Annotated in this window: 23 protein-coding genes; 10 read left to right on the plus strand and 13 right to left on the minus strand. The window is 72.1% G+C overall.

Annotation, left to right across the window (positions count from 1 at the left end; all coding sequences use genetic code 11):
• The first annotated feature begins 108 nt into the window (after positions 1 to 108).
• Positions 109 to 948, plus strand: coding sequence for a universal stress protein (locus tag POL25_RS41820; protein WP_272092038.1), 840 nt, complete (start codon positions 109 to 111; stop codon positions 946 to 948).
• 107 nt (positions 949 to 1,055) lie between these two features.
• Positions 1,056 to 1,460 carry a hypothetical protein gene (locus POL25_RS41825; RefSeq protein WP_272092039.1) on the plus strand — a complete coding sequence of 135 codons (405 nt, stop codon included), beginning with the start codon at positions 1,056 to 1,058 and terminating at the stop codon, positions 1,458 to 1,460.
• A gap of 34 nt (positions 1,461 to 1,494) precedes the next feature.
• Here POL25_RS41825 and POL25_RS41830 read toward each other — a convergent pair whose 3' ends face one another.
• The 6 genes from POL25_RS41830 to POL25_RS41855 all read right to left on the minus strand — a co-directional run bounded on the left by POL25_RS41830 (position 1,495) and on the right by POL25_RS41855 (position 6,945).
• Positions 1,495 to 3,585 (minus strand): S9 family peptidase, encoded by a 2,091-nt coding sequence (locus POL25_RS41830; protein WP_272092040.1) that lies wholly within the window; start codon positions 3,583 to 3,585, stop codon positions 1,495 to 1,497.
• Positions 3,586 to 4,034: 449 nt separating this feature from the next.
• Complete coding sequence (locus POL25_RS41835; protein WP_308477920.1) at positions 4,035 to 5,228, minus strand: DUF3179 domain-containing (seleno)protein; 1,194 nt, start codon at positions 5,226 to 5,228, stop codon at positions 4,035 to 4,037.
• 165 nt (positions 5,229 to 5,393) lie between these two features.
• On the minus strand, positions 5,394 to 6,041 hold the full coding sequence (locus POL25_RS41840) for a DUF4013 domain-containing protein (RefSeq protein ID WP_272092041.1): 648 nt from the start codon (positions 6,039 to 6,041) through the stop codon (positions 5,394 to 5,396).
• A gap of 11 nt (positions 6,042 to 6,052) precedes the next feature.
• Entirely contained in the window at positions 6,053 to 6,187 is a 135-nt protein-coding gene (locus tag POL25_RS41845) for a hypothetical protein (RefSeq protein ID WP_272092042.1), read from the minus strand.
• A gap of 173 nt (positions 6,188 to 6,360) precedes the next feature.
• Positions 6,361 to 6,564, minus strand: coding sequence for a carboxymuconolactone decarboxylase family protein (locus tag POL25_RS41850; protein ID WP_272092043.1), 204 nt, complete (start codon positions 6,562 to 6,564; stop codon positions 6,361 to 6,363).
• A gap of 135 nt (positions 6,565 to 6,699) precedes the next feature.
• Positions 6,700 to 6,945, minus strand: coding sequence for a carboxymuconolactone decarboxylase family protein (locus POL25_RS41855; RefSeq protein ID WP_272092044.1), 246 nt, complete (start codon positions 6,943 to 6,945; stop codon positions 6,700 to 6,702).
• Positions 6,946 to 7,049: 104 nt separating this feature from the next.
• Between POL25_RS41855 and POL25_RS41860 the strand changes: the two genes are divergently transcribed.
• Positions 7,050 to 7,895, plus strand: a complete 846-nt coding sequence (locus tag POL25_RS41860; protein WP_272092046.1) for a metallophosphoesterase family protein — start codon at positions 7,050 to 7,052, stop codon at positions 7,893 to 7,895.
• Positions 7,896 to 8,073: 178 nt separating this feature from the next.
• Here the strand turns inward: POL25_RS41860 and POL25_RS41865 are convergent, their stop codons facing one another.
• The 3 genes from POL25_RS41865 to POL25_RS41875 all read right to left on the minus strand — a co-directional run bounded on the left by POL25_RS41865 (position 8,074) and on the right by POL25_RS41875 (position 12,045).
• Positions 8,074 to 9,099: a serine/threonine-protein kinase gene (locus POL25_RS41865; protein ID WP_272092047.1), complete on the minus strand. Its 1,026-nt coding sequence runs from the start codon at positions 9,097 to 9,099 to the stop codon at positions 8,074 to 8,076.
• Between the two features lie 309 nt (positions 9,100 to 9,408).
• A complete protein-coding gene (locus POL25_RS41870) occupies positions 9,409 to 10,452 on the minus strand; it encodes a lipase family protein (RefSeq protein ID WP_272092048.1) in 1,044 nt (347 codons plus the stop codon).
• Between the two features lie 300 nt (positions 10,453 to 10,752).
• Positions 10,753 to 12,045, minus strand: a complete 1,293-nt coding sequence (locus tag POL25_RS41875) for an HlyD family secretion protein (RefSeq protein WP_272092049.1) — start codon at positions 12,043 to 12,045, stop codon at positions 10,753 to 10,755.
• A 472-nt stretch (positions 12,046 to 12,517) separates the two neighbouring features.
• Here POL25_RS41875 and POL25_RS41880 point away from each other — a divergent pair, with 472 nt between their 5' ends.
• Positions 12,518 to 12,646 carry a hypothetical protein gene (locus POL25_RS41880; protein ID WP_272092050.1) on the plus strand — a complete coding sequence of 43 codons (129 nt, stop codon included), beginning with the start codon at positions 12,518 to 12,520 and terminating at the stop codon, positions 12,644 to 12,646.
• Between the two features lie 305 nt (positions 12,647 to 12,951).
• Here the strand turns inward: POL25_RS41880 and POL25_RS41885 are convergent, their stop codons facing one another.
• Complete coding sequence (locus POL25_RS41885; protein ID WP_272092051.1) at positions 12,952 to 14,001, minus strand: hypothetical protein; 1,050 nt, start codon at positions 13,999 to 14,001, stop codon at positions 12,952 to 12,954.
• 355 nt (positions 14,002 to 14,356) lie between these two features.
• Between POL25_RS41885 and POL25_RS41890 the strand changes: the two genes are divergently transcribed.
• The 6 genes from POL25_RS41890 (at position 14,357) to POL25_RS41915 (ending at position 20,585) form a co-directional block, all read left to right on the plus strand.
• Positions 14,357 to 14,836 carry an NUDIX hydrolase gene (locus tag POL25_RS41890; protein ID WP_272092052.1) on the plus strand — a complete coding sequence of 160 codons (480 nt, stop codon included), beginning with the start codon at positions 14,357 to 14,359 and terminating at the stop codon, positions 14,834 to 14,836.
• A gap of 36 nt (positions 14,837 to 14,872) precedes the next feature.
• The gene (locus POL25_RS41895) at positions 14,873 to 15,637 is read left to right on the plus strand and encodes a MerR family transcriptional regulator (protein ID WP_272092053.1); all 765 of its coding nucleotides are present in this window, start codon (positions 14,873 to 14,875) and stop codon (positions 15,635 to 15,637) included.
• Between the two features lie 197 nt (positions 15,638 to 15,834).
• The gene (locus POL25_RS41900) at positions 15,835 to 16,410 is read left to right on the plus strand and encodes an RNA polymerase sigma factor (RefSeq protein ID WP_272092054.1); all 576 of its coding nucleotides are present in this window, start codon (positions 15,835 to 15,837) and stop codon (positions 16,408 to 16,410) included.
• Positions 16,407 to 17,525: a FecR domain-containing protein gene (locus POL25_RS41905; RefSeq protein WP_272092055.1), complete on the plus strand. Its 1,119-nt coding sequence runs from the start codon at positions 16,407 to 16,409 to the stop codon at positions 17,523 to 17,525. Before POL25_RS41900 ends, POL25_RS41905 begins: the two co-directional genes overlap by 4 nt.
• A gap of 370 nt (positions 17,526 to 17,895) precedes the next feature.
• Positions 17,896 to 19,137, plus strand: coding sequence for a hypothetical protein (locus POL25_RS41910; protein ID WP_272092056.1), 1,242 nt, complete (start codon positions 17,896 to 17,898; stop codon positions 19,135 to 19,137).
• Positions 19,138 to 19,268: 131 nt separating this feature from the next.
• Positions 19,269 to 20,585 carry a PQQ-binding-like beta-propeller repeat protein gene (locus tag POL25_RS41915; RefSeq protein WP_272092057.1) on the plus strand — a complete coding sequence of 439 codons (1,317 nt, stop codon included), beginning with the start codon at positions 19,269 to 19,271 and terminating at the stop codon, positions 20,583 to 20,585.
• A 334-nt stretch (positions 20,586 to 20,919) separates the two neighbouring features.
• On the opposite strand, the gene POL25_RS41920 is transcribed toward POL25_RS41915, so the two are convergent.
• The 3 genes from POL25_RS41920 to POL25_RS41930 all read right to left on the minus strand — a co-directional run bounded on the left by POL25_RS41920 (position 20,920) and on the right by POL25_RS41930 (position 24,536).
• Positions 20,920 to 21,264, minus strand: coding sequence for a hypothetical protein (locus tag POL25_RS41920; protein ID WP_272092058.1), 345 nt, complete (start codon positions 21,262 to 21,264; stop codon positions 20,920 to 20,922).
• A gap of 960 nt (positions 21,265 to 22,224) precedes the next feature.
• Positions 22,225 to 23,379, minus strand: coding sequence for an RNA polymerase sigma factor (locus POL25_RS41925; protein WP_272092059.1), 1,155 nt, complete (start codon positions 23,377 to 23,379; stop codon positions 22,225 to 22,227).
• A 38-nt stretch (positions 23,380 to 23,417) separates the two neighbouring features.
• Positions 23,418 to 24,536 (minus strand): hypothetical protein, encoded by a 1,119-nt coding sequence (locus POL25_RS41930; protein WP_272092060.1) that lies wholly within the window; start codon positions 24,534 to 24,536, stop codon positions 23,418 to 23,420.
• Positions 24,537 to 24,713: the final 177 nt, after the last annotated feature.

The raw sequence follows: 24,713 nt of genomic DNA on the forward strand, positions 1-24,713 counted from the left end.
GCCGCCGGCGACAGCTCCGTACCCCGCCGAAAATCGCCAGCGATCCTCACTCCGCGCCGCGCGGTGCGACGGTTGCAACCTCGCCATCGCCACAGGAGCAAGATTCGCATGACCACAGCACGGCGATGGGTCCTCGGCCTCGATCTCGGCGCCTCCTCTCACGGGGCCGCGGCCTTCGTCCGCTGGCTGCACGAAGCCGGCGAACCGGTGACCAGCGTCCACGTGCTCGAGACCTGGATCCGCGGCTACTTGCGGAGCGACGACCACGAGCGGCTTCAGGCCGTGCTCGCCCGCACCGCCGCCGACATGGGCCTCGACGCCTCCGGCGACGTTGAGGTGGTCGAGGCCGCGCGCGCCGAGGTCGGCCTCGCGCGCGCTGCCGAGGGCGCCACCGGCCTCGTCCTCGGTCGCCCCGCGCCGCCCAAGGGCGCCTCTCTTTCACGACTCGGCCCCACCACGCGGCGACTCCTGCGAACCTTGCCCGCGCCCGTCATCGTCGTCCCGCCCGCCTGGCGCCCCGCCGATGCCGGCCCCGTGCTCGTCGCCACCGACCTCGAGGAGACCAGCGTCGGCGCCGTCGAGTTCGCCCAGCAATTCGCCGCCCGCCACCGCCGCCCGCTCGAGCTCGTGCACGTCGGCCAGACCCACCACCACGATTTCCTCGCCGCCCTCGAACCCCGCTGGCTCGCCGCGCGCGAGATCCACCACGCCGACGTCGCCGACGCCGTGCGCGAATGGGCCGTCGAACGCGACCTGCGAGGCACCCGCCACGTCGTCTACGGCGAACCATCGCTGCAGATCGCCGCCCTCGCCCAGACCCGCGACGCCGCCCTCGTCGTCGTCGGTTCACGTCGCCTCGGCACGGTCGCCCGCGCATTCCTCAGCAGCACCGCCTCGGCGCTCGCAAGCTGCGCCACCTGCCCGGTCGCGGTGGTCCCGTCGCGCTGAACGAACATCCGCCCTGCCAGCCACGAGGACGGCGCTCGAGCACCACCCGGTGATCAAGCACGGCCTGCGAGCGGACCTCCGCGGCCCAGCGCGCAAGGTCCATCAAAGTGCTCTCGAGCTTGCGGCCTCCCCGTCTCCGCGTCGCGCAGGCGCTCATCATCAGCCGGCCCCAGCAGCAGCGCCTTGCCACCCACCCGCCGGTCGAACGCCCGCAGCATCCGCCCGCCGCCCGGCCAACTACGATCGGCCCCTCGCCCAGCTCGTCGAGGATCACCGGCTCGCTCGCCAGCCGGCTCGCCTCGTACGCCCTCGCCTGCCCGCCGACCGCGATTACTGCCACCAGTGCCCGCGGCGGCAGCGGCGAATCGCTGGTGTCCACCACCGTCGAGAGCTTGTCGATGCCCGGCTCCCAGTCGCGCTCGTCGCTGTCCGAACGGCCAGGTTCTCCCAGTAACACCTGCCCCGCCGGAAAATCCATTTCAAACCGTGCGACCGTCAGCTCGTCGTCATGAACCTGCTCGAGCCTCACCCGCGCGCGGCGGTGAATCAATTGCCGCGGGTCTGCAGCGCCTCGGCGAGGCCCGGCACGTGCTCCGCGCCGACTCTGACCTCGATGCTCGCACCATTCTTGAAATCGTCGCCGATCGGCTGATAGGAGCCGCCGAGGCAGCGGGCGAGGAACGCTTCGGTGACCGCGTTGAACGAGATCTCGTTGGCGGGCTGCTGGAAGCCATGGCCCTCGTCCGGATACAGCACGTAGGTCACCGGCAGGCCCTTGGCCTGCATCGCCGCGACGATCTGGTCCGACTCGGCCTGCTTGACCCGCGGGTCGTTCGCGCCCTGGCCGATCAGGAGCGGGCGCTCGATCTTGTCGACCCGGTGCAGCGGCGAGCGCTCGTGCAGCAGGGCGCGGCCCGCCTCCGTGCCGAAGTCGCCGACGCGGGCGGCGAAGCGCGCCGCCTTGGCCGCCCAGTACGGCGGCACGCTGCGCAGCAGCGTCTCGAGGTTCGAGGGGCCGACGACGTCGACCCCGCAGGCGAACACGTCCGGCGTGAAGGTCAGGCCGACCAGCGTCGCGTAGCCGCCGTAGCTGCTGCCCATGATCGCTACGCGCGCGGGGTCGCTGATCTTCTTCGCGTTGGCCCAGGCGACCGCGTCGAGCAGGTCGTCGTGCATCTTGCCGGCCCACTCGTGGTCGCCGGCGTTCAGGTGGCGCTTGGTGAAGCCGGCCGAGCCGCGGAAGTTGACGCTCAGCACCGCGTAGCCGCGGCTGGCGAGCCATTGATGGACCGCGTCGAAGCCCCACTCGTCGCGCGTCCACGGGCCGCCATGGACCAGCAGGACCAGCGGGACGGGCGCGCTCGGCAGGCCGTCGCCGTCGGGGTCTGCGGCCGCCGGCAACGTGTAGAAGCTGACCAGCTCGAGGCCGTCGCGCGCGGGGATGACGACCGGGTGCATCTTGCGGAGGGTAAGCGCGGCGAGCTCGGCGTCGGCGACGAACAGCAGGTCGGCCCGGCGGGTCGTGCGGTCGTAGCGGTAGTAGCGGTTCGGGCCGGTGTCGAGGCGGTAGGCGACGATCCACTGCCGGCCGTCGAGGGTTTGGCTGGTGATCGTGAAGTCGCCGTCGCTGACCTCGCGCAGCGCGGCGAGGTCGGCCTCGACCGCCGGGTCGAGCGCCTGCCACCGCTGGCGCATGTGCGTGAAAGTGACAGCGAGCGGGCGATGCGTCCGGGGCTCGGTGAGGACGAAGTCGACGCCGGTCTTCGCGTCCTCGGCGAGCACCTGCTGCTTGCCGGTGCGCACGTCGCGGGCGATCAGCACCTCGGTCTCGCGGTCGCGGCTGTCGAGCAGGTACAACGTCTCACCGGTCGCGTCGACCCCGATCGGGCTGGTCGTCATCCCGTCCTCGAGGCCGATCGCAAACACCCGCTGCCAGTCCTTGCCCTTCGGCGCCAGCAGCTCGCTGCTGCCGTCGGCCAGCTCGCGCATGGCGAAGCGGAGCTTGTACTGATCATCGGCGATGTAGCGGGCGATCCGCTGCTCGTTGCGGTGGACCAGGGTGCGCGCGCCGGTCCGCACGTCGACGCGGTAGAGATCGTGCCACGCCGGATCGCGGTCGTTCATGCCGACCAGGATCTCGCGCGGCCGACGGGGGCTGACCCCGACGATCTGCGCGCTCACGCCAGGGTGAGGGCTGAGGTCCCGCGACTCGCCGGTCGCCGGGTCGACCGCGTACAGGTGCCAGTTCTCGTCGCCGACCCGGTCTTGCAGGTAGAGCACGCGCTCTCCGTCGGCGCTCCACTCGGTCTGGAAGATGCTGCGGCGGTCCTGGGTGATCGGTTTGGCCGCGTCGGGCTGGCCGGCAGGGCCGACCCAAACGTTGAGCACGCCGTCGACCGGAGCGAGGTACAGGAGGCGCGCGCCGTCGGGGCTGAGCTGAGGGGCCTCGCGGTCGGGGTTGCCGAACAGCACGCTGCGGGGGATGAGCGTCGGATCGGCCCGGCCGGACGGGGCCGCCGCCGTGGGGGCGACCGGCGGCCCTGCTGCGGGTCCGCTCTCGGGGGAGCCGATACGCGCCGCGCAGGCGAAGGCGGTCAGGGCGAGCGAGGTGAGCAGGAGTCGGGTGCGGGCGGGCATCGGTGGAGGACCACGCCGGCGCGCCGGCGAGGTCTCCTTGGACCCGGGGCGAGCGGTGTTCGGTTTCAGGTCGGCCCAGGGCCGCGAGGCGGGGGTGGGCTCGTCGCTCGCCGCCTGTGAATCCACGAGGCGCTCTCCGGCAGGGGCTATCGACTTGCACCGGCGGGCGATTCGTGCCGGCGTACGAATGCATCCATGTCTCTCGGATATAATGATCATAGGGGCATGTTCTCGTGAGCGCCGAGCAGCACGCCGCGATGCGCGGTTTGCGCACCCATCGCGCGCCTCGTAATGATGTTGCCGCCGTTCGTCATGCAGACGCCTGGTCATCCGACGACGCTGAGGGGCTCAAGCCCGCAAGGTCCATGGTACAGCGGATGACGAACTTCAAGGCGGGCGAGGCGGGCGAGATCCATTCGCCGGTGCTCCCGCGCAGGCGGACGCAGGTATTATCGATAAATGCTGGTCGTAGGGTTATACGCCCGCCAGTCGAACCAATAGTCCCAAAGGACAGGCACGGCCGGCATACACACCTTCGAGCTAGCGTGCGGCCCCTCGACCGCGCAGCCGCGGAAATCCCACAGGCTCCCGCTCTCGGCGTCGCGCAGGTGCTCCACGTCAGCCGGCGCCAGCAGCAGCGCCTTGCCATCCACACGCCGATCGAACACCCGCAGCATCCGCCCGCCGCCCGACCACAGCACGATCGGCACCTCGCCCAGCTCGTCGAGGATCACCGGCTCGCTCGCCAGCCGGCTCGCCTCGTACGCCCTCGCCTGCCCGCCGACCGCGATCCCAGCCACAAGTGCCCGCGGCGGCAGCGCCGAATCGCTGGTGTCCACCACCGTCGGCAGCTTGTCGATCCCCGGCTCCCAGTCGCGCTCGTAGCTGTCCGTACGGCCAGGTTCTCCCAGCAGCACCTGCCCCGCCGGGAACTCCGTCGTAAACCGCGCGATCGTCAGCTCATTACTATGAACCTGATCGAGCTTCGCCCCGCGCATCGACCCGGCGATGCACTCGCCGCTGACCTGCTGCCAGAAGCTCCCCGTCTCCTCGTCGCGCATGAGGAAGTTCTGGTTGTGGATCCCCGCGAGGTGGAAAGTCAGCGTCTTGCCCTGGATTGTCCGCGCCCACACTAGACCAGTGTGGCAGAGCGTTCAATATGTCACGACGAGCGCCGTATCCCCCACGTAATCATTCAACACATGGTGATACGCCATCACCTCGACCGGGTACCCCCGCGCCTGCTCCCCGACGCGCACTGCCATCACCATCGCATCGTCCGGCAGCCCCGATTCGCCGGCCGCCGCGAACCTCGGCGCCGGCATCGGCGCGAACATTTTTTCAAACACGTTGATCCGCGACAGCGCCCCCGCGCCGATCGTCAGCACCAGCATCACCACCGCCCCGGCGCGCCGCCACCAGCCGCCGGGCCACGCGCGCGCCACCGCGACGCCCGCCAACAAACCTGCCCCGAGGAGCAACCACGGCCCGAAGCGCAGCACCCACAGCGCCACTGCCAGCTCGGTCGGGCCTTGCGGGCGGAACGGGCGCATCACCCACAGCGGGGTGACGAGCGTCGCCACGGCGACGAGCAGCGCGCCGAGGCCGAGCAGGACGAACGGACGACGGGTCGAGGAGGTCATGACGCCGAGGTTACACCCGCACCCTCGCCCTGTCGCCTCCTCGCTTCACCGGTCCTCGGTCAGGTATCGGTCCCACAGCTCGCCCAGGGTCGGGCACTCTCTTCGGGCTCTGGAGGGTGCGGCTGCCTTCTTCGTGGGTTGCGGTCTCCTTTCCCATGCCAGCCGCTACGGAGGCGGCGGGCGAATGGGGGAGCTTTCGTCGAGGACGAGGGCGCGCGAGAATGCGTAACCGACGACGCTCCAGCCCCACACGCTGCTGTAGAAGAAGCCGACGCCAGCCGCGAGGAGGCCAAGCGGCGTGAGTGCCATGGCGGCGCCGGCGATGGCCCAGGCGCGAAGGTATGAGGAGCCGCCGTCCAGCGCTCGCCGCAACGCCTTATCCGGTCGGTACAAATAGGAGAGATCGTTGAATGCTGCGTTGTAGGTCATCCCGCCGGGCAGCGCATAGATCGCGATCAGGAAGCATGCGAGCGCGAGCGGGCCTGTCACCCAGATCAGGGCCGAGTACGCATGGCAGTGAAGGACCGCGGTCGCGCCCGCGAGGAGGATGGCGGGCGTGAGATAGACGGTGATCGCCGCGAAGGCGCGGAGCCCTCGGCGCAAGGTGTGACCCCAGGGCGCGAAGCCGCGGAAGTACGGCGGTTCGTCGTGATATACCCGGTAGACGACATCCAGACGGTGACCGAGATTGAGAATCCAGCCCAGCAGGGGGAGTAGAAGCAACGTACCCCCCAGCAGCACGTCACGCCGCCCCTCGGGGGTGCTGATGGGGAAAGCGAAGCACTCGCGGAGACTCGGGGCGGGGCGGCGCATGCGAAGGACCTTCAGACCTTCCGCCTGGTGGGCGCGGCGAGGCCGACGATGCCCAACGCTTGGAGTGCATCGCCCCGTCCAACCACCGCGTACAGGGCGATGAAGCCGACGAGGACGCAGCCGATCCAGGTGACGGGCAGCGGCATCCTGGGCAGGGGACCACGGCTCGACCTGCGGAGCAAGTGCCGCCGTCGACCGCGCTCCCGGCCGCTACGAGGCCCGTTGCTCACCGCCAGCGGCCGCGCGTGCTCCTCGTCCGCAGGCAGATTCCCCGACCCGCGCCGCCATCTCGCAGCCTCGCCCTGTCGCCTCCCTCGCTTCACCGCTTGCGATCCGGCGCCAGCGGGTCCTCCCCCCATTCGGGCTCGAACTGCCCGCCGAGCCCGTCCACCAGCCGATTGTAATAGTTGAAAAGCGCCGTGATCTGCACGATTTGGTGGATCGCCACGTCGTCGAACCCGTGCTCCCGCAGCCCCGCGATCTGCCGCTCACCGATCGCCTTGCTGTCCCGCGTCAACGCCACTGCCACGTCGATCATCGCCCGGTCGGCCGGCGACAGCGCGGCGTGGTCCGGGTCGCGCTCGAGCGCGTCGGCGATCGCGTGGACATCTGGTTGTGCCTCGACCTCGGCCCGGAGGTCGTCGCTGTGCGCGCGCGTTCAATACACGCACTTGTTGGTGCGGGACACCGCGACCGCGATCATCTCGCGCTGGGCCCGTGACAGCGGCCCGGGGCCGAACATCAGTTCGCGGTACAGGTCGAGCGACGCCTGCAGGACGCGCGGCTGCACGCTCTGGATCCGCAGCACGTGGAAGATCTTGCCGGCGCGCGCCAGCGCGGCGCGGTAGATCCGCGCCAGGAGGCCGTCTGCGTGGTCGGGGTCGACGATACGGATCCATGCCATGCCGGCACTGTACCGCGAACGCCGCCCTGCCGGACAGGTGCACGCCCTCTCGGCCCCTCGCTATCCTCTGCCCTCGCGCCGGCCAACCGGGCTATCCTCCGCCGGTGCGCCTCGCCTGGGCGACCGACATCCACCTCGATTTCCTCGACGACGAGCAGGTGCGGCGGTTCGCCGCCGAGCTCGCCGCGCCGCGGGCCGACGCGCTCGTGCTGAGCGGCGACCTCTCGCACGCCGAGACCCTCGAGCACCACCTGCGCCTGCTCGCGCAGGGCGTGCCCGGGCCGATCTACTTCGTCCTCGGCAACCACGACTACTACGGCAGCTCCGTCGCCGCCGTGCGGACCGCCGTGCTCGACCTCGGGGCACGCCGACCGCGGCTCTCCTGGCTGCCGGCCGCTGGCGTCGTGCGCCTGACCGATCGCACGGGTCTGATCGGCTGCGACGGCTGGGCCGACGCGCGGATCGGCAACCCCGCGACCACGCCCGTCGTGCTCAACGATTTCTTCCACATCGAGGAGCTGGCCGACACCCTCGATCCGGCCGCGCGCGCCGACCCGCGGCAGTTCTTCCGCGGCAGCGACCGCGGCCGCTTGCACGCCGAGCTGCGGGCCCGCGGCGACGCCGAGGCCGCCACCTTGCGCCCGCTCCTGCGCGACGCCCTGCACGAGTTCGAGGCCGTCGTCGTCGTCACCCACGTGCCCCCGTTCGCCGAGGCGTGCTGGCACGACGGCCGCCACTCCGACGGCGACTGGCAGCCCTACTTCACCTGCGCCGCCGTCGGCGACGTCCTGCGCGACGCCGCCGCGGCCTGGCCTGGCCGCCAGATCACCGTCCTGTGCGGCCACACCCACGGCGCCGGCGAGGCGCGGATCCTCGCTAACCTCAGCGTGCTCACCGGCGCGGCCGAGTACCGCCGCCCGGCCCTCCAGCGCGTGATCGACGTCGCCTGATGCGACATGTCCCTCGGGACATGTCCACGCTCACCGATCCTGCCGCCGTGCTGCGGCGATAGACATGTCCTTCGAGACATGTCCGAGATCACCGCTCGATCTCCCCGCCTCAGCGGCTTACTCGAAGCCTCTACATGTCCTTCGGGCCATCGACATGCCCCTCAGGACATGTCCCGGGTCATCGCCCCATCACCAGCGCGATCACCAGCGCCGTCACCAGCGCCGCCATCAGCGCCACCGTGCCGACCAGTTGCAGCCCTCGCCGGCTCTCGGCCGCCGCCGCGCGGACCGCTCCTGCTGCGCTGTCGCCCTTCGACCGGTCCTTCGCTGCCACCACCGCCGCGATCGCGGCCGCGAGCTCGTCCATCGACGCGAACCGCCGCTCCGGGCGCTTGTGCAGCGCCTTGCGGAACAGCTCGTCGACGGCAGCCGGCAGCTCGGCCTCGGGCGCCAGCTTGCGGGCCGAAGGCACGTCCGCCGTCAAGATCTGGCGATACGTGTCGGCCGCCGTCGGCCCGCGGAACGGCAGCTTGCCGGTCACGAGCTGGAACAGCACCACCCCGGCCGCGTACACGTCGATCCGGTGATCGATCGGGCCGCCCGTCGACTGCTCCGGCGCCATGTAGAAGCTCGTGCCCATGATCGTGCCCTCGGCGGTCAGCGCGACCGACTCCTGGCTGATGTTGTCGACGCCGCGCGGCAGTCGCTTGGCGATGCCGAAATCGATCAGCTTGATGAAGTCCTGGACCCCGCGGAAGCCGACGCGGAAGCAGTTGGCCGGCTTGAGGTCGCGGTGGATGATGCCGTGGCGGTGCGCCTCGGCCAGGGCGCTGCAGATCTGTTGCACGATGTCGGCCGCGCGCCGCAGCGGCAATCGGCCCTCGCGCAGCAGCGTCGCCTGCAGGTCTTCGCCGTACAGCAGCTCCATCACCAGGTAACACACCCCTTCGGGCGTCACCCCGAAGTCCAGCGTCTCGACGATGTGCTCGTGCACGATCTGCGAAGTCGCCTGCGCCTCCCGCTTGAATCGCTCGCGCGTGATCGGCTCGCGGCTCCACGGCTCGCGCAGCAGCTTGATCGCCACGCGCTTGTGGGTGTGGACGTGCTCGCCGGCGTAGATCTCGCCCATTCCGCCCTTCCGCAGCAGCCGCACGAGGCGGTAGCGGTCGTCGATGAGCGTGCCTGCGGGGAGGGAGTCCTGCACCTGCGGGTCGCAGGGTAGCACAGATCTCCGGGCCGCTCGTGGCCTCCAGCCCGCAGCGCGGCTTCGATCGGGGCGCGAGCGCCCCCGTCTCGGTCCCGGGGAATCGTCGTTTCTCGCTCCCCGTCACGCCCGGGCCACGCGCGTGCGCGCGCACGATGCACTCATGCCATTGGCCGCGAATCTTGAGACTAGCGGCAATGTCTACACATTGGCCCGAGACGCCGCGAGCGACAGCGAGTTCGCCTGCTTGTTCGTCGACGTCGCGGGCGACGGATCGGTCGATCCGTCGCCCGCGAGCTCGCCCGCCGCTCAGGGGTGACCGAGGTCGGCGTAGGCGTTCCGCGACACCCGCATGTAGTTGGTCGGCGAGTGGTCGCCCCACGAGAACGTCATCGGCGGCGACATCGACAGGTACAGCGCGTCCTTGGCACAGGCCAGCGCCCCGATCACGTTCGCCGTCAGCCGCGCCCGCAGCTCGCGGTCGAGCCGCATCTCGTCGACCCATACGCCGTCGCGGCTCGTCGACACCAGCTGGCGACCGAAGTGCATGTAGCGCCCGACCGAGCGCGGCGGCATCTTCGTGACGTAATCGTTCTCGTACATGAAGCGATACGTCTTGTCGCCGAACTGTTTTTCGAGGGTCCTGGCGAGCGTCGGGTCGGCGAACATCGCCGGGCCGTAGGCGTACAGCCCGCGCACCAGCTTGCGCATGGGCGCGAACTTCGGGTCGATATAGATACCGGCCGTCGCCATACCGGCGAGCGAGCCGCCCGTGCTGTGCCCGGTGATGTAGAGCGCCTCGAGCGTCGGCTTCTTCTTGCCGATCTGCTCGACCTCGCTCTCGGGCCGCTTCCCCGGCTTCTTCGGGGACAGCTCGACCAGCCGCTTGCCGAGCGGCTTGCCCGTGTACAACGCTGCCAGGAATTCGCGCAGGGTCGGCCACAGGGCCATGCCGCTGCGATAGAGCCCGCCGTGCGCCGAACCGACCGACGGGAACGGCACCATCGTGCCCCGCGGATCGGTGAGCCAGCGGATGATGTCGTCCTGCTCCACGCCGCGGAGCGTCAGGATCCCGAGCTTCTTGTCGGCGCTCTGGAACAGGTAGGCCGCCGCGTCGACGAGCACCGCGTCGTTGCGCACGCGGACGCCGACGACCTCGCCGTCGAGGCCCAGCTGACACAGCCGGTCGGTGTACGTCGTCAGGCCGCCGTACGACCAGGCCGACGCGATCGACAGCACCTCCACGACGCCGTGGTCGTATTGACCCTCGTCGACGCCGTCGATCAGATGTTCCGCCAGATCGCCCTTCTTCTTGGTCCCCGGGCACTTCGTGAATGCATGTTCGAGCCGCATGTCTCGCCTCCGATCCGGGTATTGGGCTCCGGACTCGACCGAGGTTCATGGATCGACCGGATCGCGGTGCAACGATAAAAAGCGCGTCATGTCGGCCGCGCCGCCCGCGGTTCACATTCGAGCCAGGCGTCGCTCGCAATGGCCGTATCGGGCCGAGATTCGCTATGGGCCGCGCGCGAGCGCCCGGGTCACGCGACCGCCTGCGCGGCGGCCGGGACGGCGACCTCGATCGCGCACGCGGGGCGAGTCAGGCGCCTATGTCGAATGTCCCTTGGGACAGCTATGAACATGCGCTTTCGGTCAGCCAGCGCTCGCCGCGTCGACCACGGGCGGGAAGCCGTTGATCTGGCGCCACACCTCGAAGCCGAGGCGGACCCGCTCGAGCAGCACCCAGCCGTTCGCGCGCACGCCCTGGCGCAGCCACCGGTGGTCGGGCCACGGCAGGTCGTCGGGATCGGGCAGCACCACCACGCGATAGCGACCGCTCTCGTCGGCCAGCGCGTCGACGAACTCGACGACGCCGCCGAACGTGCCGATCGCCACCGACGGCCAGCCGATGAACTGCACCGCCGGCCAGCCCTCGAACTGCAGGCGGACGTGCCGACCCGCGGAGATGAGCGGGCCGTCGCTGCCCTCCATCCACAGCTCGACCGCGCTCGTGTCCATGTCGGGCACGAAGGACGCGATCACGTCGCCGGCCGCGACCATGTCGGTCCCGTGGCGGCCGATGAGCTTCAGGATCGTCCCGTCGCGCGGCGCCACGATCTTCATCCGCTGCTGCCGCGCCATCCGGACCTCGAGCTGGATCAGGTCGGCCTCGGCCGTGGCGAGCGTGCTCTCGGCCGACGCCACCGAGCTGCGCGCCTCCTCGATGATCGCCCGCGCGCTGGTGTCGACCGCGTCGGCGGTGGCGTCGAGCGCCCCGATCTCCCGCAGCGACGCCCGCAGCGAGGCCCGCGACGAGTCGAGGTTGGCCTTGCGCGTGGCCGCGTCGAGCCGCGCCAGCTCGAGCTCGCGGGTCGACGCCAGCCCCTCGTCGAACATCGCCTGCGTGCGCGCGAGGTTGAGGCGGGCCGTCTCGGAGGCCGACACCGCGGCATCGACCGCTCGCTGGGCCGCTTCCTGGCGGTCGCGACCGATGCGCGCGCGCAGCCCCGCCGACGACGACTGCGCCGTGCGGCTCAGCTCGAGCGTCGTGATCTTGGCCCGGTTGATGTCGACCGAGCTCTGGGCCGCCATCCGGCGCGCCTCGATCGCCATCCGCTCGCGCTCCAGCCGCGCCAGGATCTCCGGGTCGTTGTCGCTGATGTCGGCGATCGGCTCGCCAGCCAGCACGTGGGTGCCCTCCTCGACGTGCCAGGTCTGCAGGCGCCCGTCGATCGGCGCCTCGATCGCGGTCTGGCGGTCGAGCGGCGCGTAGGCGATCACGCGCCCGTCGCCGGGCACGCTCTGCTGCCACGGCACCAGCGCCAGCGCGGACCCGAGCATCAGCAGCGCCAGCATCATCAGCCGGACCGCCAGGTCGGTGCCTCGCGGCTGCCGCACCGACAGCAGGCTGGGCCGCGACACGTCGTACGCCGGGACGATGTGCATGGGTAATTCCATGGGAGCCTCGTTCAGCGGTCCGCCGTCTCGCGCAGCGTCGTCAGCCCGGCGCTCGCGGCGCGCAGCAGAGGCGCGCGACCCGAACGCGAGGGCATGGGCGCGGAGATGGGAGACAGGTCGGAGTTCGTGGACATGGGCAGAGGGCTTCGCGGGTCGCTGCCTCGAATCGAGGCCGTGCGAAGCCAGGCCACGGGCCGCGGCGGCTCGGGCAGACAGAGACTTGGTGCTTCCGCGCGACTTCGGCGTTACTGCCGCTTCGATCCTGCGAGGACCCAAGGCGCGGCCTGACAGCGCATCGACCAGACGGTCCGACACGTGCCGACGAATCATGAGTGAGGTGCGCGATTCACATGCTGCGGCGAACCAGCGACGAATCGTCGTTGGACGCGGCAGATCGGCTGCGCAGAGCGCAGCTCAGCACCGACCGACCGGAGGCCCGCGCGCCTTGAGCGTCGCCCGTATGCCCATTCGCGGCGACGCGCTCGGCGCTGGCAACGGCCAGGGCGAGAACGCGTCGACCATGGCCATCGCGACCTCGTCGGTCCGCGGCGGCAAGACCGGAGCGGTCTCGTTCCTGCGGGCCGAGTGATCGGGCGACTCTTGCTGGCGCGAGACGACCGGGACATCGTGCTGCCCGACCGAGCAGACCTCGTCGTCCGCGCCCTCGAGGATTCGCATGCGGGCGCCGGTGGTGAAAAGCAACGCGGTGGACACTGCGATCAGCAGCGCCAGCACGAGTCTCCAACCGGTCATCACACGCATGAAAGCTGATCGAGCCTATCACAGGACAGGCGAAGCTGCTCGCACGAGCAGGCGATGATGCGTGAGAAATTCCCGGCCCGGGCGCCCCGGAGCCCGCGTTTACGCATTGCTGCGGCGACAGCTTGCGGCGCGTCACCCGAACAGGCGTCCGATCATCGCGTCGTCGACCGGCGGAAAAGCCGGCTCGTCCTCCGGGTGCGTGGCGAGGTGAGCCGCGAGCGAGGCCTCGACGAAGCCGCACAGCGCCGCGACCGCGGCCGCAGCCCGGTCGTCTGCGCGTGCCTCTGCGCCGAGAAAAGGCTCGAAGCGCGCCGACGCGCCAGCGCCAGCCGGGGCCGGCCGCGCGCGGAAGCCCGCGATCCGCGAGGTCCACGCCGGGCTGCCCGCCAGCTCGAGCACGACGAGCGCGCGCGGTCCGGCGAGGATCATGAAGTGGACTGCGCCCGGCGGACCCGGGATCACGAAGGTCTCGCTCATCACCGCACACGCGGTCGCGCCGGAGATCCGCCGGACCTCGGCGCAGGCGTCCGCGATCGCCTCGATCATCGGCCGGGCCGCGCTCGACGGCGTCACCGCGAACCACGAGGCGGGGCCCGGTAACAGTTGCAGCGCCGCCTCGACCAGGCCGGCGAGGTCGATGCGCCCGCTGTCGAGCGCGCTCCGGATCAGTCGCACCACGGCCTCGGCGCTCGGACCGGGGAGCCGGCGGTGGACGTGAAACGCATAGAGGCCGTCGGCCGCCGCGTGGTGGGCCGAGCACAGGTTCATCACCACCCACGCGGTGTCGACAGCCCACGCCGGCTCGCCGAACACCGCCAGATCGTCGGCGGTCGCGTCGGGCCATAGCCGCTCCAGCAGCGCCGGTTCGCCGCCCGCCGCCGCGAGGTACCGCGCCCCGGCGCGCCGCGCCTGCGCCCGCAGCCGCGTCACGTCGCCCGCCGCGTGCTCGAGCTCGGTGAGCGCTCGCCCGATCTCGGGGTCGTCGAAGCGCCGGGCCAGCGAGCTCGCCAGCGCCGCGTCGCGGGCCACCGGCCAGCGCTCCGAGTCGTACCCCTCCCCGTCGCGCACCGCCGTGCCCACGTAGCTCTCGGGCGGCAGACGAGCGAGCAGCGGCGCGAGCGCCTCGCGCGTCACGACCCCGTCGCGGACCAGGAAGAAGAACGGCCCCGGAGCATCCATCACCAGCCCGAGTCTACGCGACGCCCCGCAGCGAGCCCAGCAGCCCGCGCGCCGCCCGTGCGTCGTCGCTCGCGTCTACCCGAGCCTCTCCGGCGCGCCCGCGCTCGCCCCCCTGAGGCGTCCACGTCTGCGCCCCCTGCCGAGCTCGCTGCCTCGACCCCTCCGAGACATGACTCGAAGGGCATGCCCGATCGACCATGACCGATCGGACATGCCCCTTCGAACATGCCCTCGTGGACATACTCATCCAGCGAGCTCCGGAGCGCGAGCGACCGGTCCCGCCGTGCCCGGCGCTGCCTGATCTCCGGCCGCGCCTGCCAGCGCCCCCTCGCCTGCCCGACCCGGCTACACTGCGGCCATGCCCAAGCAGAGCGCCGGCATCCTGCTGTTCCGCGGCCATGGCCCCGACCTCGAGGTCCTGCTCGTCCACCCTGGCGGTCCGCTGTGGGCCCGCAAGGACGACGGCGCGTGGACGATCCCCAAGGGTGAGTTCACCGCCGACGAAGAGCCGCTCGCGGCCGCCCGCCGCGAGTTCGCCGAGGAGACCGGCGTCGCGCTCACCGGCCCCTTCCACGCCCTCGCGCCGATCCGCCAGCGCGCCGGCAAGGTCGTGCACGCCTGGGCCTGCCGCGGCGACTGCGACCCCGCCGCGCTGCGCAGCAACACCTTCGAGATCGAGTGGCCGCCGCGCTCGGGCCGGCGGCAGAGCTTCCCCGAAGTCGACCGCGCCGCCTTCTTCTCGCTCGCCGCCGCCCGCACCAAGATGAACCCGGCCCAGGTCGACCTCCTCGATCAGCTGGCCCGCCTGCCGGTCGCGCTTGACCCTCACGTGACGTGAGGCCCTATCCCTGTCGGCGAGGCGCGAGGCAACGCCATGGCACTCACCGTCAAACAGGTCGCGAGCATCGCCGGGGTCAGCGTCCGCACGCTGCATCACTACGACGAGATCGGCCTGCTGCGCCCCTCGGGTCGCAGCAGCGCCGGTTACCGGCTCTACAGCGAGGCCGACCTGTCTCGCCTGCAGCAGGTGTTGTTCTTCCGGGCGCTCGAGTTTCCGTTGCAGGAGATCTGCCGGCTCATGCGCGACCCGGAGTTCGACATCGGCGCGTCGCTGCGGATGCAGCGGCAGCTGCTGCGCGAGAAGGCCGTCCGGCTGCAGAGCCTGCTCGTGGCCGTCGACGCCGCCCTCGCCCGCCTCGGAGACGAGCGACCCATGACGAATGACGAGATGAAGCAGATGTTCGATGGTTTCGACCCCTCGGTCCACGAAGCCGAGGCGCAGCAGCGCTGGGGCGAGACCGAGGCCTACCAGGAGTCCAAACGCCGCGCCGCGACCTACGGCAAGCGCGAGTGGGAGGCGATCAAGCTCGAGGCCGACGCCACCTTCGCGCGGCTCGCCGAGCTCATGAAGGCCGGCGTCGCCCCCGACGCCGCCGACGCGATGGACGCCGCCGAGGCCCACCGCCAGCACCTCGAGCGGTGGTTCTACCCCTGCTCGCCCGCGTTCCACCGCGGCCTCGGCCAGCTCTACGTCGACGACCCGCGGTTCACCGCCAACATCGACAAGACGAGCCCGGGCCTCGCCGCCTACGCCGCGGCGGCCATCACCGCCAACGCCGGGCGCGCGGGCTCGGCATGATCCGCCGGGGCGCGGCTGACCCGGCCGCGCCCCCCGAGCGAGCGAGCCCCGTCGCATCCCGAGCAGGAGAAACCCGCCGCGCGCGCCGAGCGCGGACCGCGACGATTTTTTCTGAGCCGTCTCCGAAGGCTCGTGCGACCTCTGTCCCCACGATGCGAGCGCGGGTCGTGGGGAGCGACATCGAGCCAGCGCCGGCCGTGACGGCCGGGGCCGCGGCGTTGCTCGAGCTGGCGCGCGCCGGCGACCCGCGGACCGGCGAGGTCCTGTTCGACCTCGTCGGCGCCCAGGTCAATCGCCTCGTGTGGCGCGTGCTCGGGGCCGACGAGGACCACGACGACCTCGTCCAGGAGGTGTTCGTCGCCCTGCTCGCCGGCCTCACGCGCGTGCGTGAGGCCGACGCGTTGCGCGGGTGGGTGGCCGCGGTGACGATCAACACCGTGCGCAGCGAGATCCGTCGCCGCCGCGTGCGGCGATGGTTCGGCATGCAGGCGGCGCCCGACGACCTGGGGCACACGCCCACCGCCTCGCACGAGGCCCGCGAGCTGCTGGGGCGCACCTACGCCGTGCTCGGGCGCCTGCCCGCCGACGAGCGCATCGCCTTCGCCCTGCGCTTCATCGACGAGCAGCCGCTCGGCGACGTCGCCGCCGCCTGCAGCTGTTCCCTCGCCACCGTGAAGCGCCGGATCTCCGCGGCCCAGGCCCGGTTTCGCCGGCTCGCCGAGCGCGACCCGATGCTCGCCGAACACTTGCGCGAACTCGAGGTGCAGCGATGACGGATCCCGTGCAGCGTCTGGCCCGCGAGGTCGCCCGCACTCTCGGCGACGGCCCGGCGCCGATCCGCCGCCAGCGCCAGCGCGCCGCGGTCGCTCGCCTCACGCGTGCGCCCCGGCGCGCGGCCCGGAGCGCGTGGTGGCTCGCGCCGCTGGTCGCCGCCGCCATCCTCGTCCTGGTGCTCGCGCGCCCGGCCCCCTCGGTCGCCCCGCTCACCGTCACGGTCGCCTCGCAGGCCGTCATGGTCGGCGCCCGGCTGGCCGCGCCCGAGCACGAGGCCCTGGTGCTCGAGTTCTCCGATCGCAGCCGCGCCGAGCTCAACCCCGGCAGCGCCGCGCGACTCACCCGGGCCGAAGCGACCCGCGTCGAGCTGCACCTCGAGCGCGGCGCCGTCGCCCTCGACGTGCAGCCCGCCGCAGGCCGCGAGTGGTTCGTGATCGCCGGCCCCTTCACCGTCGCGCTCACCGACGCCGCCGCCCGCGCGACCTGGGACCCCGAGATGCGCGCGCTGATCGTCGAGGTCCATCGCGGCAGCGCGAGTGTCGACGGCGCCGCGCCGAAGCATGTGAGCGCCGGCCAACGCCTCGAGCTGCGCGACCCGCCGGTCGTGGCTACCACCGCGGGTGACGCGAGCCCATCGCTCGACGCGACCACGTCGCTCCCGGTAGCGAGCGCGAGCTCATCCCGCGCCCCGACCGATCCGTCGATCCCGCTCTCGCGCGAAGCCACGAAGCCGCGCCCTTCCGGGTCACCGACCTGGATCGCGCTCGCCGACGCCGGTGATCACGCCGCCGCCCTCCTCGCCGCCGAGCGCCTCGGCTTCTCCTCTCTATTAAAAACTCTGGACGCCGAACGCCTCGACCTGCTCGCCCGCTGCGCCCGCTTCGCCGGCGACGGCCCGCGCGCCCGCGACGCCTTGCAGGCCCTGCGGCGCCGCTTCCCGGGCGACCCACGGGCCCGCACCGCCGCCTTCTTGCTCGGCCGCGTCGCCCTCGATCTGGGGCGCGATCCGGCGCATGCCCGCGAGTGGTTCACCACCTACCTGTCCGAAGAGCCAGACGGTCCTCTGGCTGGCGACGCCCGTCGTCGGCTCGACGAGCTCGCCCCGCGAAAATAAATGAGCCGCCCATGAATCCGAGTTCGGCTGCTGCAGCGCCTCTTGCGGATTCGCCGGCCCCGACACCTGCCCGGGCGGCCTGACATCGCGACCCTACTTCGAGCTCTGGGAGGACGCCCCCGACGACCCAAAGGACATCGGCATCTGCGCGCTCCCGTGATCCGCACGACCGCGCGGCCAGGGTGACCCGCCGCAAGCTCGCCGCCGTCGCGCTCGCACCCCGGCGAATCATTCGCTGTCCCTCAGGACATGCCCCAATGAGCATGTCCTGAGGGACATTCAAGCATGCCATCCAATCGCCGGCGCGTGCATACGAGCCGCGCCAATTCACAGTCGCCGAAGCCCTGGCCATCGGGCATCCTTCCGGCCGATGGCTCGCCCCGCAGCTTGCTTGCTCGCCGTCCTCCTCGGAACGACCGGCGGCTCCGCGCGCGCGGCCACCGTGGTGGTGGTCCGCGCCGACGGCGGCGCCGGGCCGCGCTGGGGCCTCGCCGAGCAGCGCGTCCGCGACGAGCTGCGCGCGCTCGGCATGACCGTCGCCGACGCGCGCCCGTCCAGCCTCGACGACGGCGCGATGGCGGCCCTGCTCGCCGAGCACGCCGCCGTCGCCGCCGTCCACATCACCCGCGCCAGCGATCGCGCCGAAGTGACGCTGTGGCTCGCCGAGCCCGCCCCGCGCCGGATCGCCCTCACGCTCGAAGGCAGCCAGCCCGCAGCCATCGCTGCCCTGCACACCGCCGAGCTCGTGTACGGCGAGAGCCGCAGCGCGACGCCCCCTCGACCCGTCGCCGACGCCGACGCCGCTCCGCCCGCCCCGCTGGTCTCGTGGGACCCCGCCGCGAGCACGAGCCCGCCGCCCGCGATCCCGGCCCCGCCGCGACCCGCCCCGGCAATGTCGACCGAACCGTCGCCGCAATCGCTCGTCCCCCCGCTGCCCGCCGCGGCCGAGGCGCCCCGGCCGTCCTCGCGACCGCCGATCTCGCAGCCCGAATTGGCCGCCCCGCCAGCGCCGACTCGCCCGCCGCAGCCCTCCGAATTCGATGACGAGCTCCCGCCCCTCGTGCGCGCCGCACCGGCCCCCGCGGGCCGGCAGGGCCTCCTCGTCGCCGTCGACGTCGGCGGCGGCCCGGGCGGCGCCGGCGTGCTCGTGGGCCCCGAGCTGGCCGCGCGACGCGAGCTGACGTCTCGCCTCGAGTTCGGCGGCGGGCTGTTCTCGCTGCTGTCGCCGACCTGGATGGCCGGCCCTCGCGGATCGATCCGCCTCGGCCTGGTCGCCGCGCGCGTGCAGCTCGGCCTCCGCTGGCAGCTCGCGCCCCGCCTGTCCCTGCGCCTCGCGCTCGGCGGGGGCATCGCGCTCGGCTGGGCCGTCGGTCGCGCCCTCGAGCCCTGGCGCAGCGCCACCAGTTTCGCGCCCGTCGGCCTGCTGTCGCCGGCGATCACCTTCGTGATTCCTTTCGCTCGCCGCGCCTCGCTGCACGCCGGGTTCGCGGCCGACATCCTGCTGCCGGCGATGCGCATCCACAGCGCCGGCCTCGAGACAGCCCGGCTCGGCCTGCCGCTCCTGCGCGGCGTCCTCGGTATCGCCTGGGACTGGTCGCTGCGCCGCCCGTGAGGCGCGAAAAAAACTACGCCCGCTCGGCGACGGAACCCGCGAGGCGCGGAGAACCGCTCGAGTGAAGGACGATCATGGCTGCCCCATCCCCTCCACGCATTCCCCTCTTTATCGCCGTTGTCTCGCTCGGCGTGCCGGCCTGCATCGAGAACTACCAGGTCGGACAGAACCCCGCGGAGACCGACACGGCCGGCGACCCCGGCACCGACAGCGATGATTCGGGCCCATCGGCGCCGGCCACCTGCGGGGACGGCGTCCTCGACGCCGACGAGGCCTGCGACGACGGCAACGACGACCCCGCCGACGGCTGCGATCTCGAGTGCCGTCCGACCGCCGTCGTCGCGTGGACCCGCACCGACCGCGGCGGCGCCGAGCTGGGCGCCCGCGCCGTCGACATCGCCGTCGACCCGACCGGACGGATCGTCGTCGTCGGCGCCGAGCATCGCCCGTCCGGGTTCGAGCGAGCCTTCGTGCTCGTCCTCGATCCCGCGGGCGAGGTCGTCTGGCGCCACACCGAGGCCGACGGCGTGGCCGACGCCAGCCTGTTCTTCGACGTCGAGGTCGACGCCGGCGGCCGGATCTTCGTCGCCGGCAACGACACCGTCGAGGACAAGGCCACGAGCCTCGTCCGCGGCTTCGCCCCCACGGCCGAGCCGCTCTGGACCTTCCGCCAGTCGCTCCCCCAGCACTTCGGGCAGGCACGGGCCCTCGCGCTCGGCCCCGACGCGCTCTACTCGGTCAGCAACGAGGGCCAGCTCGACGGCACCATGGAGCTCATCGTCCGCCGCCACGACCTGCTCACCGGCGCCGCCGCCTGGCAGAGCCCGCACGGCGCGCCCATGGTCGAGTACGGGGCCGACATCGTCGTCGCGGGCGGCCGGCTCGCCGTCGTCGGCTCCACGTTCCCGCTCGACGGCGAGGTGCCGCACCCGCTCGTCGCCTCGTTCGCGTTCGACGGCGCGTTGCTGGCCAGCGCCGTCGAAGCGCCGGTCGAGGGCGAATGGTACGGGGTCGCGCCCATCGGCGCGGCGGGAGACTTGCTGCTCGCCGGCTACGTGGTCCACCAGGGTGAAATCGACCGGGACGCGGTGCTGCGGCGCGTCGACGCCGACGGCCAGGAGCTCTGGACCTTCTTCGACGACGGCCCCTCCGAGCTGTTCCAGAACGTCGCCGTGCGCCCCGACGAGACCTTCATCGCCGCCGGCGCCGGCCGGATCGGCGACGCCTACGCCGTCTATAGTTATACGCGCCGCTTCGCCGGCGATGGCACGACGATCTGGTCGTCGCAGCTGTTCGACGCCGGCCCGAACATGGACGAGATGGCCACCTCGATCGCGCTCGGCCCCGGCTTCGTGGCCGCCACCGGCATGTGGTGGGAGGGCGCCGCCAAGGGCACCGGCGGGGCGAGTCAGGCCAACTTCTGGGTCCGACGATTCGCCGACCAGTGAGCCGGCCGCCCTCGCATGCCTCGCACGCTCATGCATGCGAGGGCCCGGCGAGCGCTCGCTATATTCACCACGCGCATGCACCCCGGCGCGCGCCTCTCGGCGCCTTCGCCTGCATCGCACTCGCAGTCGCCCCGGCCCCCAATGGCTTCGGGGCCAGAGGCTCGTCGGTGAGCTAGCGAAGACCGCGGCGATCGTGCGGCGCATCATGAAACATGCTGGGAGCGTGCGAGCGCCGGCGCTGGACAGCGAAACGGTCGCCCCCGAGGGTCGCGCTCGCCGGTGCTCGCAAGAGACCGGTGCGCCACGTCGCGAGGACGACCGCTCCGTCGAGCGATCAGCCCTTCAGCTGCGGCACCTCCGGCGGGAACACGATCTCCTCCACGCTGTCGGCCCACTCGGCCGTCACCCCCCTCGTGCCCAGGCGATTCTCGAGCGACCGGATCGCCACGTAGGGCACGGGGATCTGGATCCCGATGCCCACGTAGCGGCCGATCACCTCGAATTGCCAGTACTCGGGCCTCTGAATGTACACCACGGGCTCGAGCCACACCTCGATGTCCGCCCGGGGCAGCATGCCGCGGACGACCAGGAAATACGTGTTGGAGTCGGGGTCGAGCACCACGTGGGCCTCGGCGCGGACATCCTCGATCGCCCGCTCGAGCGGGAACCACTCGTTCAACAGAGGACCTCTACTCTTGCTTCCCATGACATTCCTCCGAATTGCCCGAATGTTGCAGATCGATCGCGGTTCGGGCGCGACGCACAGCCGATGGACCGAAATCCAGCCACAAAGCCTACTGCTGTCGGCTGAAAACGCCAGAAGTTTGGGTCCTTGCCCATGAGACGCAGACGGGCGCGCCGCCGGAGAGCGCGGCGCCTGCCCGTCCACGAGGCGCGCGCGAACTCGCAGAGTAATGGTGAGAGCATCTGGAGAAGAGGGTGAGCGCCCATCTTCCAAATTGTGCGCCAGATCGCTGGTTGGCGACTTACGCTATTCCAAAGCTATAGGGCGAAAGGAGCCAGGTATAGGAGCGATACTGAGCGCGCAAAGAACAGCCTGAAACGTGAAACGAAGGACTACGTTATCGACGTCCACTACGAGAATTCCGGCACGCCGTCGGAGCGGGTTCAGGCGATGAAGCGGTGGATCGCCAAGAACTTGAACTTCGAACAGTACATGACGTCCAGGTTGGTGATGGAATCTGACGGGACCGTGTTCATCTATTGGCTTACGAAGGTCTGACAACCCGCCCACACGTCGAATCCGCCGCCTTCGCCGCGGGCTCGTCGCCGAGCCGGCACAAGGCCCCGATGCGCGCCGCCTCGCGCACTCCCGCCAGCGCCCGCCGGGGAACCGCTGCGCCTGTCCCATGCAGCCCGGCGCCCATTCGGGGGGGCTGGAATCGCTCCGGACTTTCGGCATTTTTCAGCCGGCAGAACTAGCCGTCCTCCGGACGGGCCCCAGCGGGCGGCGGATCCGCCTGATCGGCGTCATGAACAAGGCCATGAGAGCGCGCCGCGCTGCGGCCGCAACGGTCGCTCTTTCGCGGCTCGATCGCGGCGGGGGGCGAACGCATCTTTTCCACTCATGGTCGATTCGCGCCCCCGTGACATTCGCCTCGCTCATAGCATTCACATCTCAGCGCCCGCACACGTAGCGCTCGAATCGCTGTACCAGCGGCGAGGTCGGGTGCTCGGCGACCAGGCGGCGGGCGGTCGCCTCGGCCTCGGCGCCGCGGTCCAGCCCGCACAGCGCCGCGACCCGCCCCGCCTCGCGCGCGTCCACCAGGGCGCTGCGCGGGAACTGGCCCGCGTGCGCGTCCAGCAGCGGCAGCGCGGCCGCGGGCCTCCCCGCGTCCAGGTGCGCCCGCGCCTGGTCGAGCAGCGCCACCTCGGCCGCCAGCCGGTCGGGCTTGCTCGCGGTCGGCGGCGTCGGTCGCTGCGGCGCCGGCGGCGGCGATCCTGCGTCTGGTTCGGAGCGGCCCGGCTCCCCACCTGTCTCTCGGGACAGGCTCACCGGCTCGCGCGCCACCTCCGTCCCGATCGCCCGGATCGGGGTCGGGCGCGCCACCGCGTGCACCGTCGCCCCGCCGGCCACGATCAGCGTCGCCGCCACCGCCGCGCGGCTCGCCGACACCACGCCCAGCACCCCGATCGCCCCGCTCTTGCCGAGCGCCGGCCCCAGCAGCGCCCACGAGCGCTGCGCCTGCCCGGGCGGCGGCGCGTCCTCGCGGCGGGCCCGCTCGGCCCACGCGCTCAGCTCCGCCTCGCCCAGGCGCGCCTGCAGCTGGCCCCGCGCCGCGCGCAGCCGCGAATAGACGGTGTTGACCGGCAGCGCCAGCTCGGCCGCCATCTCCGGCCCGCTCATGCCCAGCAGCTCGGACATCTCCCACACGGCCCGCAGCTCGCCGCTGAGCTGCGCCAGCGCCTGCTCGAGCTGCTGCGCCGTGTCGCGCCGGCTGTGCGGCGAGTCGTCGCTCCACGGCCAGCTCTCGGCCAGCGCCGCCACCCGCCGCGCCAGCCGGGCCGCGCCCCGGCGGTAGCGCCAGGCCACCCGCCGCGTCACCGCGAACAGCCACGCTCGCGGCGAGACCTCGTAGTGGAGCGCGTCGAGCCGGCGATAGGCGGTCACGAACACGTCCTGCACCGCGTCGTCGACGTGCGCCGGCGGCACCCCGAAGCGGCGCGCCGCCGCCCACACGAACCCGAACTCGCGGCGATAGATGGCGTGAAACCGCGCCCGGCGGGGGTCGTCGGCGGGCGCGGGCGCGGTCTCGGTCGCCGGGAGCTGCATGGCCTGAAGCTTGGATTCTCCGGCGACCCTGACTTCTGTCACCGCGGATCGCGAAACCGCAGCTCCGCCATGAGCAGCAGCCGGCCCGAGACCCGCGACGAGGCGAACAGCCCCGCAGGGGGCCCGGGGTCGCGCACCTCGAACCTCGGCACCAGGAGCCCCGCGACCCCCTCGAGCGCCGCCCCCAGGCGCACGCGCGGATGCACGACCACCGCCACCCCGGCCGAGGCCACCAGCGCCAGCCAGCGCCCGGTCACGGCCCGCGCGCCGACCACGTCCTGCGCGACCCCGCGCACGCCCCCGGCCTCCAGCCCGCCGCACAGGGGAAATTCGACCCGCCGCCCGCCGAGCCGCGCGCAGCCGAGCACCGCCGCCATGCCGGCGAAGGCCCGCAGGCTGCCCTCGGCCCGCACCTCGGTGCGCGGCGTCAGGAAGGCGCCGCGCAGCTCCAGCCGCGCCCGCCGCCACAGCAGGCCGCCCGCCAGCATGATCGCCCCCGAGACCCCCGGGAGCGCCCCCAGCTCGGCCCCGCCCTGGATCCGCAGCAGCCCCCCGAGCCGCCGCGCCGGGCCTGCAGGCGGCTGCAGCGGGCCCTCGACGCTCATGGCCGCCGCCCGGCCGTCCGGCGCAGTCCCTGCGAGCTCCGCCTCCTCGGCGCCCGCCAAGACCGGCGGGCCGACCGACTCGAACCCCGGGCTCCCCGTCGCGTGCTCGGGGCTCACCGTCTCCGCCGCGGTGGTCACGCCGGAGCTCTCCTCCGTCATCACCTCGCCCTCGCCTGCCACCTCGACGGGCAATTCGGGCGCCGCTTCGGCCCCCGAGGCCGCCGCTTCGCGCCTCGCCGCGCTCGCCACCAGCAGCGCCGTCGCGTCGACGAGCGCGGCGCAGCGCTGCGACGTCAGCGTGCGAACCGCGCCCCGGCCTCGCGCCGCGATCCGCAGGGTCAGGCGATAGCGCGGCGCCTCGGCGTGGAGGGCCACCCGGGCCTCGACCTCGACCTCGCCGGCGAAGGCCCGCCCGAGCCGCTGCTCGATCGCCGCCACCAAATCCCGCCGCCCCGGGCAGCCGCCCGGCGCCTCCCACACCAGCCCGAGCGCCGGCGGATCCGGCACTTGTGCGGCGAGAAGCCCGGCGACGACGGTGAAGATCGGCACCACGAGGGGCGGCGAAGCTACCACGAATCTCCCGCGCCCGCCGAGCGCGGCGCCTGCGTGGGTGACGCGAACGCGACGACCGCTCCTCGCATGATTGCCAATCGACGCACCATACAATCACCGCTCGCATCCTCGACGCTTTGACCCCATCGCGGCGAGCTTCATGGCGCTCGACGCGAG

Origin of the sequence: Nannocystis bainbridge, assembly GCF_028368995.1 — a bacterium.
Lineage (GTDB): Bacteria > Myxococcota_A > Polyangia > Nannocystales > Nannocystaceae > Nannocystis > Nannocystis bainbridge.

Coding starts and splice junctions, on each gene's coding strand:
- POL25_RS41905 (WP_272092055.1), top strand. CDS start 16,407: ATGACGGATCCCGTGCAGCGTCTGGCCCGCGAGGTCGCCCGCACTCTC.
- POL25_RS41870 (WP_272092048.1), bottom strand. CDS start 10,452: ATGCGGCTCGAACATGCATTCACGAAGTGCCCGGGGACCAAGAAGAAG.
- POL25_RS41925 (WP_272092059.1), bottom strand. CDS start 23,379: ATGCAGCTCCCGGCGACCGAGACCGCGCCCGCGCCCGCCGACGACCCC.
- POL25_RS41890 (WP_272092052.1), top strand. CDS start 14,357: ATGCCCAAGCAGAGCGCCGGCATCCTGCTGTTCCGCGGCCATGGCCCC.
- POL25_RS41845 (WP_272092042.1), bottom strand. CDS start 6,187: ATGCCGCTGCCCGTCACCTGGATCGGCTGCGTCCTCGTCGGCTTCATC.
- POL25_RS41855 (WP_272092044.1), bottom strand. CDS start 6,945: ATGGCATGGATCCGTATCGTCGACCCCGACCACGCAGACGGCCTCCTG.
- POL25_RS41830 (WP_272092040.1), bottom strand. CDS start 3,585: ATGCCCGCCCGCACCCGACTCCTGCTCACCTCGCTCGCCCTGACCGCC.
- POL25_RS41880 (WP_272092050.1), top strand. CDS start 12,518: ATGCCCATTCGCGGCGACGCGCTCGGCGCTGGCAACGGCCAGGGCGAG.
- POL25_RS41820 (WP_272092038.1), top strand. CDS start 109: ATGACCACAGCACGGCGATGGGTCCTCGGCCTCGATCTCGGCGCCTCC.
- POL25_RS41910 (WP_272092056.1), top strand. CDS start 17,896: ATGGCTCGCCCCGCAGCTTGCTTGCTCGCCGTCCTCCTCGGAACGACC.
- POL25_RS41895 (WP_272092053.1), top strand. CDS start 14,873: ATGGCACTCACCGTCAAACAGGTCGCGAGCATCGCCGGGGTCAGCGTC.
- POL25_RS41840 (WP_272092041.1), bottom strand. CDS start 6,041: ATGCGCCGCCCCGCCCCGAGTCTCCGCGAGTGCTTCGCTTTCCCCATC.
- POL25_RS41875 (WP_272092049.1), bottom strand. CDS start 12,045: ATGCACATCGTCCCGGCGTACGACGTGTCGCGGCCCAGCCTGCTGTCG.